At 69.3% G+C, this 15708-nt stretch carries 19 protein-coding genes; 11 read left to right on the top strand and 8 right to left on the bottom strand.

What is annotated here, in order from left to right:
* Nucleotides 1-8 precede the first annotated feature (8 nt).
* Nucleotides 9-734, top strand: a complete 726-nt coding sequence (locus CCN37_RS02050; protein WP_086818890.1) for a 1-acyl-sn-glycerol-3-phosphate acyltransferase — start codon at nt 9-11, stop codon at nt 732-734.
* A 155-nt stretch (nt 735-889) separates the two neighbouring features.
* On the opposite strand, the gene CCN37_RS39590 is transcribed toward CCN37_RS02050, so the two are convergent.
* Nucleotides 890-1066, bottom strand: coding sequence for a DUF1990 family protein (locus CCN37_RS39590; RefSeq protein ID WP_168200488.1), 177 nt, complete (start codon nt 1064-1066; stop codon nt 890-892).
* A 14-nt stretch (nt 1067-1080) separates the two neighbouring features.
* A complete protein-coding gene (locus tag CCN37_RS02040) occupies nt 1081-1674 on the bottom strand; it encodes a TetR/AcrR family transcriptional regulator (protein WP_210407832.1) in 594 nt (197 codons plus the stop codon).
* Between the two features lie 114 nt (nt 1675-1788).
* On the opposite strand from CCN37_RS02040, the gene CCN37_RS02035 reads away from it, so the two are divergent.
* On the top strand, nt 1789-2982 hold the full coding sequence (locus CCN37_RS02035) for a cytochrome P450 (protein WP_210407831.1): 1194 nt from the start codon (nt 1789-1791) through the stop codon (nt 2980-2982).
* A gap of 6 nt (nt 2983-2988) precedes the next feature.
* Here the strand turns inward: CCN37_RS02035 and CCN37_RS41975 are convergent, their stop codons facing one another.
* The 3 genes from CCN37_RS41975 to CCN37_RS02025 all read right to left on the bottom strand — a co-directional run bounded on the left by CCN37_RS41975 (nt 2989) and on the right by CCN37_RS02025 (nt 5443).
* The gene (locus CCN37_RS41975) at nt 2989-3120 is read right to left on the bottom strand and encodes a hypothetical protein (RefSeq protein WP_256388003.1); all 132 of its coding nucleotides are present in this window, start codon (nt 3118-3120) and stop codon (nt 2989-2991) included.
* Nucleotides 3121-3242: 122 nt separating this feature from the next.
* Complete coding sequence (locus CCN37_RS02030; protein ID WP_086818888.1) at nt 3243-4355, bottom strand: HNH endonuclease signature motif containing protein; 1113 nt, start codon at nt 4353-4355, stop codon at nt 3243-3245.
* A 317-nt stretch (nt 4356-4672) separates the two neighbouring features.
* Nucleotides 4673-5443, bottom strand: a complete 771-nt coding sequence (locus CCN37_RS02025; RefSeq protein ID WP_168200487.1) for an AraC family transcriptional regulator — start codon at nt 5441-5443, stop codon at nt 4673-4675.
* A 79-nt stretch (nt 5444-5522) separates the two neighbouring features.
* Between CCN37_RS02025 and CCN37_RS02020 the strand changes: the two genes are divergently transcribed.
* On the top strand, nt 5523-5990 hold the full coding sequence (locus tag CCN37_RS02020; RefSeq protein ID WP_168200486.1) for a glyoxalase/bleomycin resistance/extradiol dioxygenase family protein: 468 nt from the start codon (nt 5523-5525) through the stop codon (nt 5988-5990).
* Here CCN37_RS02020 and CCN37_RS02015 read toward each other — a convergent pair.
* The gene (locus tag CCN37_RS02015; RefSeq protein WP_086818886.1) at nt 5987-6802 is read right to left on the bottom strand and encodes an isocitrate lyase/phosphoenolpyruvate mutase family protein; all 816 of its coding nucleotides are present in this window, start codon (nt 6800-6802) and stop codon (nt 5987-5989) included. The genes CCN37_RS02020 and CCN37_RS02015 overlap by 4 nt on opposite strands.
* Before the next feature lie 109 nt (nt 6803-6911).
* On the opposite strand from CCN37_RS02015, the gene CCN37_RS02010 reads away from it, so the two are divergent.
* From CCN37_RS02010 to CCN37_RS02000, 3 genes are all read left to right on the top strand, one after another.
* On the top strand, nt 6912-8366 hold the full coding sequence (locus CCN37_RS02010) for an AlkA N-terminal domain-containing protein (protein WP_086818885.1): 1455 nt from the start codon (nt 6912-6914) through the stop codon (nt 8364-8366).
* Between the two features lie 15 nt (nt 8367-8381).
* Nucleotides 8382-8909 carry a methylated-DNA--[protein]-cysteine S-methyltransferase gene (locus CCN37_RS02005; RefSeq protein WP_086818884.1) on the top strand — a complete coding sequence of 176 codons (528 nt, stop codon included), beginning with the start codon at nt 8382-8384 and terminating at the stop codon, nt 8907-8909.
* A gap of 108 nt (nt 8910-9017) precedes the next feature.
* Entirely contained in the window at nt 9018-9722 is a 705-nt protein-coding gene (locus CCN37_RS02000; protein ID WP_143261375.1) for a hypothetical protein, read from the top strand.
* Between the two features lie 114 nt (nt 9723-9836).
* On the opposite strand, the gene CCN37_RS01995 is transcribed toward CCN37_RS02000, so the two are convergent.
* The gene (locus tag CCN37_RS01995; RefSeq protein ID WP_086818882.1) at nt 9837-10238 is read right to left on the bottom strand and encodes a DUF4279 domain-containing protein; all 402 of its coding nucleotides are present in this window, start codon (nt 10236-10238) and stop codon (nt 9837-9839) included.
* Nucleotides 10239-10472: 234 nt separating this feature from the next.
* On the opposite strand from CCN37_RS01995, the gene CCN37_RS01990 reads away from it, so the two are divergent.
* The 5 genes from CCN37_RS01990 to CCN37_RS01970 all read left to right on the top strand — a co-directional run bounded on the left by CCN37_RS01990 (nt 10473) and on the right by CCN37_RS01970 (nt 14018).
* A complete protein-coding gene (locus CCN37_RS01990) occupies nt 10473-11384 on the top strand; it encodes an ABC transporter ATP-binding protein (RefSeq protein ID WP_086818881.1) in 912 nt (303 codons plus the stop codon).
* Nucleotides 11381-12187 (top strand): ABC transporter permease, encoded by an 807-nt coding sequence (locus CCN37_RS01985; protein WP_086818880.1) that lies wholly within the window; start codon nt 11381-11383, stop codon nt 12185-12187. Before CCN37_RS01990 ends, CCN37_RS01985 begins: the two co-directional genes overlap by 4 nt.
* A 77-nt stretch (nt 12188-12264) precedes the next feature.
* Nucleotides 12265-12702: a YkvA family protein gene (locus CCN37_RS01980; protein WP_143261373.1), complete on the top strand. Its 438-nt coding sequence runs from the start codon at nt 12265-12267 to the stop codon at nt 12700-12702.
* A 13-nt stretch (nt 12703-12715) separates the two neighbouring features.
* Entirely contained in the window at nt 12716-13267 is a 552-nt protein-coding gene (locus CCN37_RS01975; RefSeq protein ID WP_086818878.1) for a TIGR00730 family Rossman fold protein, read from the top strand.
* On the top strand, nt 13251-14018 hold the full coding sequence (locus CCN37_RS01970; RefSeq protein ID WP_086818877.1) for an arylamine N-acetyltransferase: 768 nt from the start codon (nt 13251-13253) through the stop codon (nt 14016-14018). The genes CCN37_RS01975 and CCN37_RS01970 overlap by 17 nt, the downstream gene beginning before the upstream one ends.
* Here the strand turns inward: CCN37_RS01970 and CCN37_RS01965 are convergent.
* A complete protein-coding gene (locus tag CCN37_RS01965; protein ID WP_086818876.1) occupies nt 14005-15396 on the bottom strand; it encodes a Vps62-related protein in 1392 nt (463 codons plus the stop codon). The two genes, CCN37_RS01970 and CCN37_RS01965, sit on opposite strands and share 14 nt — an antisense overlap.
* Nucleotides 15397-15708: the final 312 nt, after the last annotated feature.

The following is a 15708-nucleotide window of genomic DNA, read 5'->3' as shown; positions in this document are numbered from 1 at the left end:
AAACACTCATGGCTGAGATCGTCTATCCCCCGGTGGTCGCGCTCGCGAAGACCATGTTCCGCGTGCTGGACATGAGGATCAAGGTCGAAGGCGCCGAGCACGTCCCCAACGAGGGCGCCGCGGTGCTGGCGAGCAACCACGTGAGCTACCTGGACTTCATCTTCTGCGGCCTCGGCGCGCAGCCGGCGAACCGGCTCGTGCGCTTCATGGCGAAGAAGGAGGTCTTCGACAACGTCGTCGCCGGGCCGCTGATGCGCGGGATGCACCACATCCCGGTCGACCGCAAGGCCGGGGAGGCCGCGTACGACCAGGCACTGGCCGCGCTGCGCGACGGCGAGGTGATCGGCGTGTTCCCCGAGGCCACGATCAGCCGCTCCTTCACCGTGAAGGACATCAAGTCCGGCGCCGCCCGCATGGCCGCCGCCGTGGGCGCTCCGCTGCTGCCGATGGCCGTCTGGGGCACGCAGCGGATGTGGACCAAGGGCCGCCCGCGCGCGCTCGGCACGCGGCACCTGCCGATCACCATCCTGATCGGCGAGCCGCTGCACCCGACTCCGGAGCAGGACCCCAACGAGGTCACCGCCGAGCTGCACAAGCGCATGACCGACCTGCTCGACAAGGCGCAGCGCGGCTACCCGGAGAGCCCCGCCCCCGACGAGATGTGGTGGCAGCCCGCGCACCTCGGCGGCTCCGCGCCCACTCCGGAGGAGGCGGCGGAGCTGGACGCACGCTAACCGGTGAGCGCGCGCAGACAGCGACCGGTGACGGCGTGGCAGTGCCGTCATCCTGGTGCTGTAGAACGAATTCCTCCTCGCCGTGGTTCGGATGACCGGGCAGCCGTGCCGTAAGCGAAGCCGCTCCGCCGCGGCTCAGTGATGACGCGGACGACTCAGCACGGAGCACGAACACCGAGCAGCCCCAACACAACGACCGGGTCCAGCCGCAGCGGCTCGTCGGAGAACGCGATGCGCAGACCTGCGCGCCGATGCACCTGCCAGCCGAACAGATCTCGTGTCGCTGAAGCGAAATCTGTGCCAGCGGGCAGCGCTGCATGCAACGCAGCCACGCGCTCGGCGTCCACTAGCCGCGCAGTTCCGGCAGCGGGGTCGCGCCCTCCGGGCGGAGGCCGTCGAGGACCACCGCGAGGTAGCGGCGCCAGTCCCACTCCGGCGAGCGCACCACGCGCAGCGCGCCCATCACCATGTACGTCAACGGCGGCAGGTCCTCCGCGGTGAGGTCCGCCCGCAGGCACCCCGCGGCCTGCGCCCTGGCGACGAGCGCGCCGAGGGCGGTGAAGAAGCGGTCGTGCAGGCTCTCGCCGACCGCGCCCAGGTTCTTCGCCGCGTGGAAGGTGTGCTGCTCCTCCCAGGCCAGGCTCAACGCCGCCTCCAGCGAGGACACCACGCCGCACCACGGGTCCTCCGCCACCAGCGCGGACTCCAGCACCGGCGCGACGCGCTCGTCGTAGCGCCACACCAGCACGGCGGCCACCAGGTCGTCCTTGCTCGCGAAGCGCCGGTAGAGCGTGGCCACGCCGACCCCGGCCCGGCGCGCGATCTCCTCCAGCGAGACCTCGGGCCCGTCCTCGGCGAAGGCCTGGCGCGCGGCGATCACCAGGCGCTCGGCGTTGCGCAGCGCGTCCGCGCGCAGGGGGCGCTGACCTGGGGCGTTCATGTGCGGAACGCTATCAGATGAGAGCCGACTATCAGTTGTGCTAGCTTCGGTGGGGAGCTAACCGAGAGTTCCATATCGGATTAGCGGTTGACCCACCACACGAACGGGACCGCGATGACCGACAGCCCTCTGCCCGTGATGACCGAGGCCCCCGTGCACATCCGGCGCGACGCCTTCGACCCCGCTCCCGAGCTGGCCGCGCTGCGCGAGCGGGAACCGGTCACCAAGATCCGCACCATGTGGGGCTCCGACGCCTGGCTGGTCACCCGCTACGAGCTGATCCGCGAGGCGCTCGGCGATGCGTCCCGCTTCGCCAACAACCCCCGGCACGCCGCCGACCTGCCGCCGTTCGCGCGGCAGGAGGCCTCCGGGATGCTGCTCAACTACGACCCGCCGGAGCACACGAGCCTGCGCAGGCTGCTCACGCCGGAGTTCACCGTGCGGCGCATCCGCAGGCTCCAGCCCAGGATCGAGGCGATCGTCGAGGAGCACCTCGACGCGATGGAGCAGGCCGGGCCACCGGTGGACCTGGTGCAGGCGTTCGCGCTGCCGATCCCGTCGCTGGTGATCTGCGAGCTGCTCGGCGTGCCCTACGAGGACCGCGAGGACTTCCAGCGGCTGAGCAACCTCCGCCTGGACATGTCGGTGGCGATGGAGGTGCGCCTGTCGGCGACCCAGGAGTCGTTGGCGTACATGGCCAAGCTCGTGCAGAGCCAGCGCGCGGCCCCCGGCGAGGACATGATCGGCATGCTGATCCGCGAGCACGCCGACAAGGTCACCGACGCCGAGCTGGTCGGGGTCGCCGACCTGTTGCTGCTCGCCGGGCACGAGACCACCTCGAACATGCTCGGCCTCGGCACGCTGAAGCTGTTGCAGCACCCCGACCAGCGCGCGCTCGCCGAGTCCGACGAGCACGTCGAGGCGGCCGTGGAGGAGCTGCTGCGCTACATGTCGATCACCCACACCATCGCGCCGCGCTGGGCGATCGACGACACCGAGCTGGGCGGGCAGCGCATCGGCAAGGGCGAGCTGGTGATCTTCTCGATCCCGGCGGGCAACCGGGACCCGGCGATGGGCGAGAACCTGGAGGCCCTGGACATCGGCCGCAAGACCGCGCCGCACCTGGCGTTCGGCCACGGCGTGCACCACTGCCTGGGCGCGCCGCTGGCCCGGATGGAGATGCGCGTCGCCTACCCGGCACTGCTGCGGCGCTTCCCCAAGCTGCGCCCAGCCCTTCCGGTCGACGAGGTCGAGTTCCGCGCGTTCTCCGTGGTCTACGGCCTGGCATCGCTACCCGTCACCTGGTGACAGGTTCTAGCTGAGCGAGCCCGACGGCGCTCCGCAGCAACGCGTCGCGCCGTCGAGGTCGCCCCGCCCCTGGTCCTGCATCGTCGATTCCCGGCCGGTCAGGTCCGGGGGCGTGGCCAGCGCATCCCAGTAGGCCACGTCCTCGGCGGGACACCGTCCCGCAATGCCGCCACCTCCGTGGCGAAGCCCTCTTCTCTACCGCGCAGCACCTTCGCGCAGTCCACGGGAACTCACCACGGCGTGGACATCGAGGTCGTGTCCTAGAACGGGGCCGGTTCGGCGATGGGCACCGGGTGGACGTCCTCGGTCTTCCCACTCGGCGTGGTCCAGGTGTGCGTCCCGTCCTCCTGGTTCTCGCACTTCCAGTTCGAGTGGGTCTTCATCCGGTGATGCCGACGGCATTTCGGTCGCAGGTTGTCGAGTGTGGTGTTCTCGCCGTTGTAGCGACGGCAATGATCAAGATCGCAGCGGTGTGCGGGCTGGTTGCAGCCGATCGCCATGCAGGTCGGGTATCTGGCTGCGATCAGCTCTCGTTGTTTGGCGGTGGGCCGGTAGACGTTGCTGATCTCCTCGGCCGCCCCTGTCACCGGGTCGGTCAAGATCCGCTTCCAGACTCCGCCCGCGGCGATCTCGCGGGCGATCGGTGCCGGGATGGGGCCGTAACCGCCGAGGATCGCGGGGTCCTGGGTGAGGCCGAGTGCTGAGGTGATCGGCATCGTCAGGTACACCATCGTCCGGCCCTGCGGGGCGGGGGTGTCCTTGCCCAGCAACAGATCCTTCGCGATGTCGGATCGTTTCTGGTCCAGGGTGCGGTCGTCTTTGGGCAGGGATCGGGCGATGCGGTTGATGTGGTCATAGACCATGGCGGCGTCATGGGCGGTCATCAGTACTCGGAGCAGGGCCATGCCGTCGTCCTGGTTGATCTTCTCCACCAACCGGGTCTTCCGCTTCTCCTGGAAGCGGCGTTCGGCTGCGGTGGGGTCGAGGCGGTGGATGAACCGGACCGCGTACTGGCGGGTGGTGGAGTAGGGGTTCTTCTCCGCGTGTGCCAGCAGGGCTTCTTCGGCGATCGCGGCGTGCACGGCCGAGAGGACTCGGAGCAGGTCGATGATCATGAGCGCTTTGCCCTCGTCGACTCGGCCTTCGGCCATCGCCTTCAACACTCCCGGCCGAGAGGTCAAGTCCGTCGCCCGGTCGATCAACCTGGCTGCCTTGACCCGGGATACGCGCAGTTCACGCATCAGGATCTCTTCAGAGAATTCCCGGTCGCGGGGGTCGAGGTCGGAAATGTAGTCGAGCAGGGTCACGGAGAAGTCGGCTACGGCTTTGCCCATGCCGGTGAAGGCCGTCTTCAAGACGGCGTCGGAATCCATACCTTTATTCTACGCCGTTTAAATAGACGATCATGGCTCTAAGGGGTGAATTCCCAGGCGCCCGAAATACCGAAAGCCCCACGCTGGAACGCAAGGCGCACAACGCAGCCGAGGCTTTACCAGGGGTGCGCGTGCCATACGCTCGCGCGAGGGCCGGGTGTTCTATCCCGTGCCCCTGTAAGGCCCAGGGGCACGCGCAAGGGGCCCCAGGTCAAGCCGACCCCACCGCTGGTACAGGCGCCAGCTGGAAGCCCAGCCGCACCCACGCTGATACCGGCGCAGGCTGGAAGCCCACCAAAGCCCAGCCCGCCCGCACCTCACCCCGAGACCCCAGCACACCACACAGACGGCGAAACCCCCACAACCCGCACAAAATCCCGAATGAAATGCGACTGATCGCAATACCCCAACTCAGCCCAACCCACCGCCTCCCCCGCCGCCAACCGATCAGCGGCCTCGTGCAACCGATACCTCTTCAACACCCACTTCGGCCCAACCCCCACATATCTCCGAAACAACCGCTGCACGGTCCGAACAGAAACTCCGAACCGCTCCGTCACATCCCCCACACGCACGATCTCGCGATCCCGCAACAACGCGTGCACAATCCGCTCAACCAGCAACACCTCGGAATCGACCCGTGCAGGCCAGTGCTCCAGGAGGTACTTCTCCGCCACCGCCACCGGGTCCGAAGCCGCCTCCAACGAAGCAGCGAAACGGTCAGCCGACGCTCCCCACAACGTCGACAGCGGACGAACCTGATCGGTCAGCTCGGCGACGGAACCGCCGTAGAACGGCTGGAACCCACCCGGCCGGAACTTGATGCCGAAGACACGACCGGTTCCCTGATAGGAATAGGTGAAGCGCTCCCGGCCGACACCGCTGATCAGGAGCTGGCCACGCTCCAGCACGACGTTCACGCAGGGATGCGGCAGCAGCGTCACCGAGGCGGTGCGCCCGGCGGCCACGTCCCAGCTGGTTGTCCAGTAGCGCTCGACGAGGGGGAGGCTCGACGGGATGCGCTCCAACCGGAAGCTGGGGTCGCCGGTGTCGAGAACCCCGAGCTCACTAGTAGTGGCATCGTCCACGGCACCAGGATCGCAAACAGGTCTGACACTGTCGCGTTTGTCCAAGCCGCAGCTCCATGGCCGCGCGCAGGATGAGCGCATGTCGACCAACACCGGCCCGGCTCCGTCCGGGAGCCCCAACCTGACCGTGTTCTTCGCCGTGCCGGACAGCGCGAAGGCACTCGCCTACTACGAGGACGTCTTCGGCGCGGAGGTGATCGACCGCTTCGACGCGCCGGACGGCTCGGTGGCGCACGCGGAGCTCGCGCTCGGCGGCGGGCGGTTCCAGCTCTCCGAGCCGATGCCGGACTACGGCATCGTCGGCCCGCCCGCAGAGGGCAACTCGTTCACGATCACGGTGTGGACGGCCGAGGTGGACGCGGTGTTCGAGAAGGCGGTCGCGACCGGCTCAACGGTCCTGACGCCGATCGACGACACGTTCTCCGGCGACCGGATCGGCGTCGTGCGGTGCCCGTTCGGCATCCGCTGGTGCATCGCGCGCCACGACCGCGACGTCCCCAAGGAGGAGATCGACGCGGCGGTGGCGGCGATGCACGAAGCGGGTTAGAGCACGGAGTTGAGCGTGCCGAAGTCCAGCGCGTCGGCGGTCGCGGTGTAGGTGCCGCTGGTCAGCATCTCCCGTGCGCCGCGCTGGACGACCGCGTAAGCCGCCTGGCTGAGCCCGGAACCGAGGCTGGCGCGCGCGACGCCGAGCGCGCCCAGCTCCGACACGGTCGGCGATCCCGGGCCGACGAGCACGTTCAGCGGCGCGCTGATCTCCTTGGCCAGCAAGGAGATCGTCTCCGTGTCGGCGACTCCGGGCACGAAGACGCCGCTGGCGCCCGCGTCGAGGTAGGCACGCGCGCGCTCGACCGTGGCCTCCACGCGCGCAGCCAGGTCGCCGACCGCGAGCAGGTACACGTCGATCCGCGCGTTGATGTAGAGCACGGGATCGGCCTCGCGCGCCGCCGCGATGCGTTCGGCCTGGTCAGCGATGGGACGAAGCGGGGAGTCGCCGCCGTGGTGGGCGTCCTCCAGGTTGACCCCGACCGCGCCGGCGGACGCGACACCGCGAATCGTCTCCGCAACGTCGGCTGCCGTGGCGCCGAAGCCGCTCTCGATGTCGGCGGTGACCGGGACGGAGACGGCTCGCACGATGCGCGCCACGAGGTCGATCGCGCGCTCGCGGTCGAGCTGATCGCCGTCGGCCGCCCCCAGGCTCCAGGCCACACCGGCGCTCGTGGTGGCGATCGCGGCCGCCCCCTCCAGCTCGACGAGACGGGCGCTCATCACATCCCACGCGTTGGGCAGAGCGAGTACGGAACCGTTGTGGTGCAAGGAAGTGAACAGCTCAGCCAACTCGTGGCGGCTTCTCGTCATGGGCACAGTCCACCCCAGCCCAGCACCGGAGTCCAGCAGAAAAACGACATCACCGTTCCGTGTCGTTTTTCCGCTAGCAATCCCGCCGCGGCCCGGCGAGGCTGGGGGCATGCACAACGACACGCAGCGCTGCGTCCGCGCGGTCCAGTCGAAGGACGCGCGGTTCGACGGGTGGTTCTTCACCGCTGTGCTGACCACGCGCATCTACTGCCGCGCGAGCTGCCCCGTCGTGCCGCCCAAGCCGCAGAACATGCGCTTCTACCCGACCGCTGCCGCCGCGCAGCAGGCCGGTTTCCGCGCGTGCAAGCGCTGTCGCCCCGACGCCAGTCCTGGCTCACCGCAATGGAACGAGCGCGCGGACGTAGTCGCGCGCGCAATGCGACTCATCGCTGACGGAGTCGTCGACCGCGACGGTGTCCCTGGTCTGTCCGCGCGGCTCGGCTACAGCACACGGCAGCTCGAACGCCTACTGCGCGCAGAACTCGGCGCGGGGCCACTAGCACTCGCGCGTGCCCAACGCGCCCAGTCCGCGCGAATCCTGATCGAGACGAGCGCGCTGTCGATGTCCGACGTAGCGCTCGCATCTGGCTTCTCCAGCATCCGGTCGTTCAACGACACCGTGCGCGAGGTTTTCGCACTGTCACCAACCGAGCTCCGCAAGCGCGCCAAGCAGACCACGTCCTCCGGAACGCTCTCGCTGCGCTTGCCGTTCCGCGCGCCACTGTGTCCCGACAACCTCTTCGGTCACCTCGCCGCGACCGCGGTGCCCGGTGTCGAGGAGTGGCGGGACGGTGCCTACCGCCGCACGATGCGCTTGCCGCACGGGCACGGGATCGTGGCGCTCCGGCCGATGCCTGACCACATCGCGTGCCAGCTGACACTGACCGACCTCCGCGATCTGTCCATCGCGATCAGCCGGTGCCGGTGGATGCTCGACCTGGACGCGGACCCGACCGCCGTGGACGCGCAGCTCTCCGAAGACCCCGTGCTCAAGCCGCTCGTCGAGAAGGCACCGGGACGACGGGTGCCACGCACGGTCGACGGAGCCGAGTTCGCCGTGCGCGCGGTCCTCGGCCAACAGGTCTCCACGGCCGCCGCGCGCACCCACGCGGGCCGCCTAGTGACAGCGCACGGCGAACCGATCGAGGACCCCGGCGGTGGGCTGACGCATCTGTTCCCCACGCCGGAAGCATTGGCAGAGGTCGACCCGGAGTCCTTGGCGCTGCCGCGCTCCCGGAGGACGACGCTACTCACGCTCATCGACGCACTGCACGACATCGACCTGGGCGTTGGCAGCGACTGGGATCGCACTCGCGCACAGCTCGCGGAGCTGCCCGGTTTCGGCCCGTGGACCGTCGAGTCCATCGCGATGCGCGCTCTCGGTGATCCGGACGCGTTCATCCCCAGTGACCTCGGCGTCCGTGTCGCAGCCGACGCACTCGGGCTGCCCTCCACTCCCGCAGCTCTGACCGCGCACGCGAGCGCGTGGCGACCGTGGCGCGCCTACGCCGTTCAGTACCTGTGGGCGACCGGTGACCACCCCATCAACCTGCTTCCGCAGTAAGGAGAAGATCTACTCATGGCACAGCGCACGCACACGGTGACCGACAGCCTGTTCGGGCCGCTGACGCTCGTCGCGACTGACGGTCAGCTGTCCGGGCTCTACATGGTCGAGCAGCGGCACCGTCCGGCCGAAGCCACGTTCGGGTCCAGAGTGGACAGTGGCTTCGACGAGGTCATCGAGCAGCTGGACGCGTACTTCGCGGGACGGCTCACGGACTTCGAGCTGTCGCTGAATCTGGCGGGAACGCCCTTCCAGCGCCAGGTGTGGGCCGCGCTGCTGGAGATCCCGTACGGCGAGACGGTGTCCTACGGCGAGCTGGCGGAGCGCATCGGGCGGCCGACGGCCTCACGCGCGGTCGGGCTGGCGAACGGGAAGAACCCCGTGGGCATTATCGTCCCGTGCCACCGCGTGGTGGGTTCCACGGGGGACCTGACCGGTTACGGCGGCGGCATCGAGCGCAAGCGGCACCTGCTCGACTTCGAGCGCGCGACCCGCGATCGGAGGGAGCGCCCGAAGGCGCTCCCCCACCCCTCGATGGCGTGAACCTAGCAACGGCCTCACGTTCGACCGCTCGGCTTCAGGCAGGGCTGAAACCACCAGTTGGGGCACGTTTGCACGCACCGCCGCGGACACCGGGTTAGCGTGGGAAACGTGCTGAACGAGCTGGTTCTCACCGTGATCACGCCCCCGGACTCCGACTGGGGCGAGGCCGAACTGCGAGTGCTCGTCGACGGTCGCGACATCGCGGCCGAGTGCTTCGACGCGGGCCCCAACTACGACCCGGACTACGTGCTGGGCGAGGCGGGCCGCTTGGCGCCTGGCGACGAGCCGCGCATCGTGCGCATCGCCGAGGCCGAGTGCATCGCGGAGTGCTGCGGCGCGCTGTCGGTGCGGATGCGCCGCGAGGGCGCGGAGATCATTTGGGACGGCTGGGAGAACACCTCCGACCGCGCCGAGGTGCCCGACGGGGAGTTCCGGTTCTCCGCCGCGCAGTACGAGGCCGAGCTGGAGCGCGCTACCCGGGACCGCTCGTGGGAGTGGCCCGCGCGAACGATCTCCCGATTGCTGCGCGAAGCACTGCGCGCCGATCCGGGCGTTCTGGGGCGCTGGGACAGCGGCTTCGGCGCCGCCTTCCCCAATGACGGCACCGTCGAGCTGACCTTCTACACCCCGCCGCGAGGCGACTACTACCACCTGAGCCGGATGTTCGGTGTGACCGAGGAACCCGCCGAAGTGCAAGTGGACCGCATCCTGGCGGGGCTGCGCGCACGCGACCCACGCGAAGAGGCGATGATCCTCGGCGGCTCAGCAGGAGCGGGCGCGCTGCGCGGCGTGCGCTACCGAGACCGGTACTAGGCCCGAGCCCACGCACCCCAAACCCGTTTCGCCACTGCCAGGCGCGTTGAGCGGTGGCGGGCGATGGCGTGCGTGGGGAGATTCTAGCTGGTCAGCGGGTGCTGAGGATGCGGTCTAGGACCAGTCGTACTCGTCGACGTCGAGGTGGGCCTTGACGGCGGTGAGGAACGCCAGCACCTCCGGTGACAGGCCCCAGCCAAGCGGACGGGGGTCCTCGAAGCCGTCCTCGTGGCCGAAGTAGCGCACGACCTGCATGATCGGGATGATGGCGGGGTCGTTGACCAGCTCGACGAGCGCGGCGTGGACCGGGGTCAGCCGCTCGACGAGGTGCTGGATCTGGTCGTCGACGCTCTCCGCGCGGCGGCGGACGATCTTCCAGGCGTGGCAGTGGGGCGGGGCCCCGCGCGAGCCCAGCACCAGGACCTCGTCCGGCTCGGCGCCGATCCGGGCGGTCATCTCCGCCGCCGACGTCGTGGTGCTCTTCAACGCGAAGTAGCTGAACTGCAGGGTTCGCACCGCTCGTCCTCCATTCACCGGCGTTTATAGTCGCGTTATCTGCTTTCCGGTTGCCCGGTCACCCATCGACAAACCGGATTACAACCCCGTGAACTGCGGCGATGTCACCCGGTTGAGTCCCTGACAGACGTCATGGTCGATTGGTGACGGACGAGGTATGTCCGGACGGTGATCTCCCGGCACATTTGTCGTGTGCACAAGACTTCGACCACTTCTTAAGCGATGGGGAACTCAATGATCGAGGTTCACGGTCTCACCAAACGGTATCGGGACGTCGTCGCCGTGGACGATCTCTCGTTCACGGTGTCCCCGGGTCGCGTGACCGGCTTCCTCGGCCCCAACGGCGCCGGGAAGTCGACCACGATGCGGATGATCCTGGGGCTGGACACCCCGACGAAGGGCTCGGCCAGGGTCGGCGGCCGCAACTACCGCAGCCTGGCCGCTCCGCTGCGGGAGGTCGGCGCGCTGCTGGACCCGGCGGCGCTGCAGAAGAGCCGGACCGCTCGGGCGCACCTGCGCTGGATCGCCCAGGCGGGCGGCATCGAGCAGAAGCGCGTCGGCGAGGTGCTGGAGCTGGTCGGCCTCGGCAAGGCGGGTGACAAGCGGGTCGGCGAGTTCTCCCTCGGCATGCGCCAGCGCCTGGGCATCGCCGCCGCGCTGCTGGGCGATCCGGCCGTGCTGATGCTCGACGAGCCGCTCAACGGCCTCGACCCGGAGGGCATCGTCTGGGTCCGCACGCTGCTCAAGGGGCTGGCCTCGGAGGGGCGGACGATCTTCCTCTCCAGCCACCTGATGAACGAGATGGAAGCCACCGCCGACCACGTGCTGGTGATCGGCAAGGGCAAGCTCATCGCCGACGTCAGCGTGCACGACCTGGTCCGCCAGGGCGCGGCGGCGCAGGTCAGCGTCGTCTCGCCGAGGGCGGCCGAGCTGGTCGCGCTGCTGGAGCACACCGAGGCGCACATCGTCTCCGGCGCCGACAACGAGCTGATCGTCAGCGGCGTGGACGCTCCCTCGATCGGTGAGCTGGCCGCGCGGCACGGAATCGCGCTGCACGAGCTCACCCCCCGCCGCCCCGGCCTGGAGGAGGCGTTCATCCACCTGACCCGCGACCAGGTCGGTTACCGCGCTAAGGAGTCCAAGTGAGCACCACGACCAAGACGAAGCACAAGCCGTCCGGTCTGTTCACGACCGTCGGCTCGGAGTGGACCAAGATCTGGAGCCTCGGCACGAGCCGCATCCTGCTGCTGGTCGCCGTCGGACTGGCCGCGCTCGCCGCCGCGCTGTTCGTGCTGACCAGCGCGGTGACCACGGGCACCGACATCGCCAAGCGCGACGTCTTCGACGTGGTCTCCACCAGCCTCCTCGGCTCGGACGCCGCGGCGCTGACGCTGATGGTGATGGCGGCGATGACCATCGGCTCCGAGTACTCCACCGGCATGATCCGGGTGACGCTGACCGCATCGCCCAAGCGCAGCCAGTTCCTGGCGGCCAAGGCCATCGTGATCGCGGTGGTGACCTACGTGGTCGGTGTCGTCGCCGCGTTCGTCGCCTACGGCGTCGGCCAGCTGATCCTGCTCTCGCAGGGCCTGGACATCGCCAGCGTCGCCGATCCGCGCATCCTCCGGCTGATCCTCGGCTCGGCGATCATGGCCCCGCTGTACGGCCTGATCGCGGTCGCCTTCGGCATCGTCTTCCGCAGCACCGCGGGCGGCATCCTCGCCGCGCTGGTGGCGCTGGTGATCCCGAGCATCGTGGGCTGGGTCGGCGAGGCCGGGAACTCGATCATGCCGTACCTGCCGGGCGAGGCACTGCACAACGTGGCCGGGCTGACCGCCGCGACCTCACCCTACGCCATCAACCCCGGGGTCTCGGCGATCGTGCTCGTCGCCTGGGTGCTGGTGGTGCTGGGCATCGGGCAGAGCCTGCTGGCCAAGCGCGACGCCTGACGCACTCGTGAAAGCAGGGCCGGTCCCCGGGCGGCGGGGACCGGCCCTTTCGCGTTCCCGGCGGTAGCGTGGACGTCGTGATCCTTCTCGGCCTGCTGCTGTTCGGGCTCGGCGCGTTCGCGTTCTGGGGCATGACCGACCCGGTGCTGGGCGTCGCGCCGACCACGATCGGCACGATCCTGTTCGTCCTGGCGGCGCTGGCCGTCGTCCTCGGTGTCGTGCGGCTCGCGCGGGGGCGGCTCAGCCTTATCGCGCGGCTGCGGGTGCTGCCGAGGATGGTGCGGGCGGTGCGCGCGGGCGCCTATCCCGCGCCGCCGTGGTCGAAGCGGCTGTTCTGGATCTTCGGCGTGCTCTACATCCTGTCGCCGATCGACCTGATCCCCGAACTGCTGCCGGTGATCGGGCTGACCGACGACATCGGCGTCGGTGCCTTCCTGCTCTCCCAGCTCGGTGTGGAGGCCGGGCGCTTCCGGGCGCACGAGAAGGCTTCCGAGTCCCGTGATCCGGGGGCGTGACAGGATCTCGCGCATGCGAGTGTGCGTCTTCTGCGGTTCCCGGCCCGGTCGGGCGAACGAGTACGTCGAGACCGCGCGGACCTTCGGCCGCCTGCTCGCCGAGCGCGGCATCGGCCTCGTCTACGGCGGCGCTTCGGTCGGCACGATGGGTGAGGTGGCCGACGCCGCGCTGGCCGCGGGCGGTGAGGTGCACGGGGTGATCCCGCAGCAGCTGATGGCGCGCGAGATCGGCCACAACGGGCTCACCGAGCTGCACGTGGTGGACAGCATGCACGAGCGCAAGGCGAAGATGGCCGAGCTCTCCGACGCGTTCGTGGCGCTGCCCGGCGGCATCGGCACGATGGAGGAGCTGTTCGAGGTGTGGACCTGGTCGATGATCGGCATCCACGCGAAACCGTTGGCACTGCTGGACGTCAAGGGTTTCTACCAGCCGCTGGTGTCCTTCGCCGACCACATGGTCGCCGAGGAGTTCCTTCGCGAGGACGCCCGCGAAATGCTCGTCGTCGAGGACGATCCCGTCCGGCTGCTCGACCGCTTCGGAGCCCTCTGTGAGTCTCGTAGCTGAGTACCTCGACCGCATCGGCGCGGACCGTCCACTTCGGACTGACGCGGAGTCGTTGCGGTACCTGCACGCCCGGCACCTCGCGACGGTTCCGTTCGAGAATCTGGACATCCACCTCGGCACGCCGATCGTGCTCGACACCGACGCGGTGCTGGACAAGGTCGTGCGGCAGCGGCGCGGCGGCTTCTGCTACGAGCTCAACACCGCGTTCGCGCACCTGTTGGCGGAGTTGGGTTTCCGCGTCGAGATGCTGGCGGCGGGCGTGTTCCACAACGGGGTCGCCGGGCCGCCCTTCGACCACATGGCGCTGCTCGTGCACCTGGACGAGCCGTGGCTGGCCGATGTCGGCTTCGGGCGGCACAGCACGTTCCCGCTGCGCCTGAACTCCCGTGCCCCGCAGGAAGACCCCGACGGCACGTTCGTTCTCCAGTCCACTGTGGACGGCGACATCGACGTGCTCCGCGACGGCGCGCCCGAGTACCGCTTGGACCCGCGTCCGCGCAGGCTGAGCGACTTCGCGCCGACCTGCTGGTACCAGCAGAGCTCGCCCGACTCACCGTTCCTGCGCGGGCCGACGTGCTCGATGACCGTGCCAGGCGGCCGGGTGACGCTGGCCGGTGACCGCCTCATCAGGACGGTCGACGGTGCGCGCACCGAGCAGATCCTGCGCTCGGACAAGGAGATCCTCGCCGCCTACCACGAGCACTTCGGCATCACCCTCCCCCGCGTGCCCGCCAGGGTTAGCCGATCTTGACCAGGTCAGCGGTCGCGCGGATCACCGGGCCGATGCCGAGTTCGTGGTAGACCCAGTGCAGGCCCGGCCGTGATCCACGGCCCTCCGTCGGAGTGAGCCCGATCGAACCGCGCTTGGCGCAGCGGTGCACGGGCTCGGCGACGATCTGCTCGGTGACCACGACGGTGGAGCGGTCGGCCTTCTCCAGGGTCAGCTCGCCCTTGCACTCCAGGCCGGGGTAGACGATCTCGCCGACCTTGTCGCCGACGCGGCCGCCGCGCAGGGTCATCCTCGCCTTGTACTTCGCGGTGCTGCCGGGCTGGTTGACGAACTCCGGCGTCTGCCACGTGCCCACGAACGACTCGGGCAGCAGTCCCCCTGGCTCGTCGCACCGCGCCGCCTTCCACGGCTCACCGGGGCCTCGGCTGGGGCGCGGCCCGGAGGGGCCGGTGCGCTCCTTGGTGAGGGCGACGCCCGGCCTGCCGACCGAACCCCAGCCACCCGCGTAGCCCCACCACTGCTCGCCCTCGGCCCACCGCAGGTCGTTCAGCGTGTTCAGCTTCGTTCCCCGGTCGGTCTGGTCCAGCATCCACCCGTGCGTACCGGTCGTCGGGTAGGAGGCGTGCGTTCCCTTGGCGGAGTAGGCGACGGGCCTGCCGTCGTCCTTCTCGACCTTGGACCACTCCAGACCGCACTGGGAGCCGTGCCCGTTGAACACCAGCAGCGCGGGCTGGTCGTTGAGGTCGGTGATCAGCGTGACGCGCTCCCAGTCCCCCTCGTGATCACCGTCGATGCCGAGCACCGTTCCCGGCGCGGGAATGACGTCCTCGATGTTCCTGGCGTTGTTCCACGCGTGGAAGCGCCAGTACGTGTAAACGCGCACCCCTGCGCTCTCCTCGGTGTGCACCTGCCAGTAGGTGGGCGCGCCATCACCGGTCTGCCGCCGCAGCGAGTCCTCGCCGTCGAGGTAGAAGCCTTCGGCCCCGAGCTTCTCCGTGCGCCTCGGAGCGCTGTCGTCGGTCACCTTGACCGGATCGCCCTCGAAGTCGCAGTGCGGAAGGCCGCTCTTGGCGCGGTGCTCGTACGCCTGGTCCTCGACGGTCAGCTCGACCATGTCCGGCGGTGCGGCGATGTCGGCGTCCGGGCAGCCGTCGTCGTGCGCCCACTTGAGCTTCGCCGCTGCGACGAACTTCGCGGCGTCCATCGGGCCGAAGTCCTCGCCCTTGGCCGACCAGACGAACGGCGCGTACTTCTCCGCCGTTGCCTTGCGCGCGGCGTCCGGCGCCCGCACCGGCACCACCCGCGAGGTCTCGGCGGGCTGGCCCACCACCGGCTTCTCCTCGCACGCCGTCAGCACCAGCAGCACCGCGCAGACGCCGCCCACCCACGAAGCCCTCATGGCGCGCAGTATCCCACCTCGTACGCACCGCCGTTCCACCGTCCACAGTGGACAGATAGGGACCGGGAGAGCGTTCTCACGGCGCGCGGAACCGCGGAGTCGATCACATGATCGGTCCCACCACTCGGCGGAACACCTGGAGGCCGAAGGCACGTAGGCTGCCTCGCGGCTGAGGATCAGGAGGGTACCGACGACCGCTCCGCGCCGAGCACGGAGGAGGACGGGCGGGGAGCGTCGACGATTCGCCGGTGCCCCACAACATCCTTGTCATAACAGGAAAAAGCTGGTCTGCCCCGGGCGCCCGTGATAGGT

This window comes from Allokutzneria sp. NRRL B-24872 (assembly GCF_002155965.1).
Classification (GTDB): Bacteria; Actinomycetota; Actinomycetes; order Mycobacteriales; family Pseudonocardiaceae; genus Allokutzneria.
The sequence above is the reverse complement of the archived record's forward strand: the minus strand, read 5'-3'. Positions and strand labels throughout refer to the sequence as shown.

Bases quoted from the DNA above. Each gene is read 5' to 3' on its own strand.
- CCN37_RS02015 (WP_086818886.1), bottom strand. From the start codon at position 6,802: ATGACGAGAAGCCGCCACGAGTTGGCTGAGCTGTTCACTTCCTTGCAC.
- CCN37_RS01975 (WP_086818878.1), top strand. From the start codon at position 12,716: ATGCGAGTGTGCGTCTTCTGCGGTTCCCGGCCCGGTCGGGCGAACGAG.
- CCN37_RS02020 (WP_168200486.1), top strand. From the start codon at position 5,523: ATGTCGACCAACACCGGCCCGGCTCCGTCCGGGAGCCCCAACCTGACC.
- CCN37_RS02010 (WP_086818885.1), top strand. From the start codon at position 6,912: ATGCACAACGACACGCAGCGCTGCGTCCGCGCGGTCCAGTCGAAGGAC.
- CCN37_RS01965 (WP_086818876.1), bottom strand. From the start codon at position 15,396: ATGAGGGCTTCGTGGGTGGGCGGCGTCTGCGCGGTGCTGCTGGTGCTG.
- CCN37_RS02050 (WP_086818890.1), top strand. From the start codon at position 9: ATGGCTGAGATCGTCTATCCCCCGGTGGTCGCGCTCGCGAAGACCATG.
- CCN37_RS02030 (WP_086818888.1), bottom strand. From the start codon at position 4,355: ATGGATTCCGACGCCGTCTTGAAGACGGCCTTCACCGGCATGGGCAAA.
- CCN37_RS02005 (WP_086818884.1), top strand. From the start codon at position 8,382: ATGGCACAGCGCACGCACACGGTGACCGACAGCCTGTTCGGGCCGCTG.
- CCN37_RS02035 (WP_210407831.1), top strand. From the start codon at position 1,789: ATGACCGACAGCCCTCTGCCCGTGATGACCGAGGCCCCCGTGCACATC.
- CCN37_RS01990 (WP_086818881.1), top strand. From the start codon at position 10,473: ATGATCGAGGTTCACGGTCTCACCAAACGGTATCGGGACGTCGTCGCC.
- CCN37_RS02040 (WP_210407832.1), bottom strand. From the start codon at position 1,674: ATGAACGCCCCAGGTCAGCGCCCCCTGCGCGCGGACGCGCTGCGCAAC.